General features: G+C 39.3%; 1 protein-coding gene. It reads right to left on the bottom strand.

Annotation, left to right across the window (positions count from 1 at the left end):
- Nucleotides 1-356: 356 nt before the first annotated feature.
- Nucleotides 357-524 carry a hypothetical protein gene (locus Q4546_RS19165; protein ID WP_164717954.1) on the bottom strand — a complete coding sequence of 56 codons (168 nt, stop codon included), beginning with the start codon at nt 522-524 and terminating at the stop codon, nt 357-359.
- Nucleotides 525-646: the final 122 nt, after the last annotated feature.

The raw sequence follows: 646 nt of genomic DNA, 5'->3' as shown, positions 1-646 counted from the left end.
CAGCTAAATGACAGACGAAGTAGATGAATTTGTTGATTGATTTTTATTTGACTGCAAAAGCAGTCAAATAAGTTAGGTTCGCCTATTGACTGGCGGAAGGCTCATATGTGTTAGGTCGTTCATTGTTATAAAACCACAGCTATTCATGCCGTACAGTAGTGTGTAGCTTTCCACATAGGCATTTGTTGTGGGTTGCTGATTGGATAAACCTGAGCTCGATATCATGTTTCCCGCCCATTTTCCAATAATCTATCTCTATCGCCAGTACTTCATGATCAATCATCAATGATGTACATAAGTCTGATGCTGCATCCATTTTCTAAATAATTATGAATAAAACCCATTGACCAGCATGACTAATCCGCAGGACTTGCTACCGAGGACTTTCGTAAGGTCCAGGTACCATCTTTATTATCAATCCACTCAATGACATCACCATCTTGCCATTTTAGGTCTGCAAGATATTCATCAGGTAATCTGAAAAAAGCCTCTCCATCTTCGGTTCTTTCGATTTCGACTTTCATTGCATTCCCTCTCTGGTAATTCCTTAGTCCTTTAGATACCTTGGCTCATTAATAAAATTTGGTCAACTGACACATTGTAAGTGGGTCGCGGATAGATCATGTAAAACGAAAAGGGGCATAAA

This window comes from Shewanella sp. 4_MG-2023, from assembly GCF_030548015.1.
Lineage (GTDB): Bacteria > Pseudomonadota > Gammaproteobacteria > Enterobacterales > Shewanellaceae > Shewanella.
This window is presented reverse-complemented; position numbering and strand designations above follow the sequence as displayed.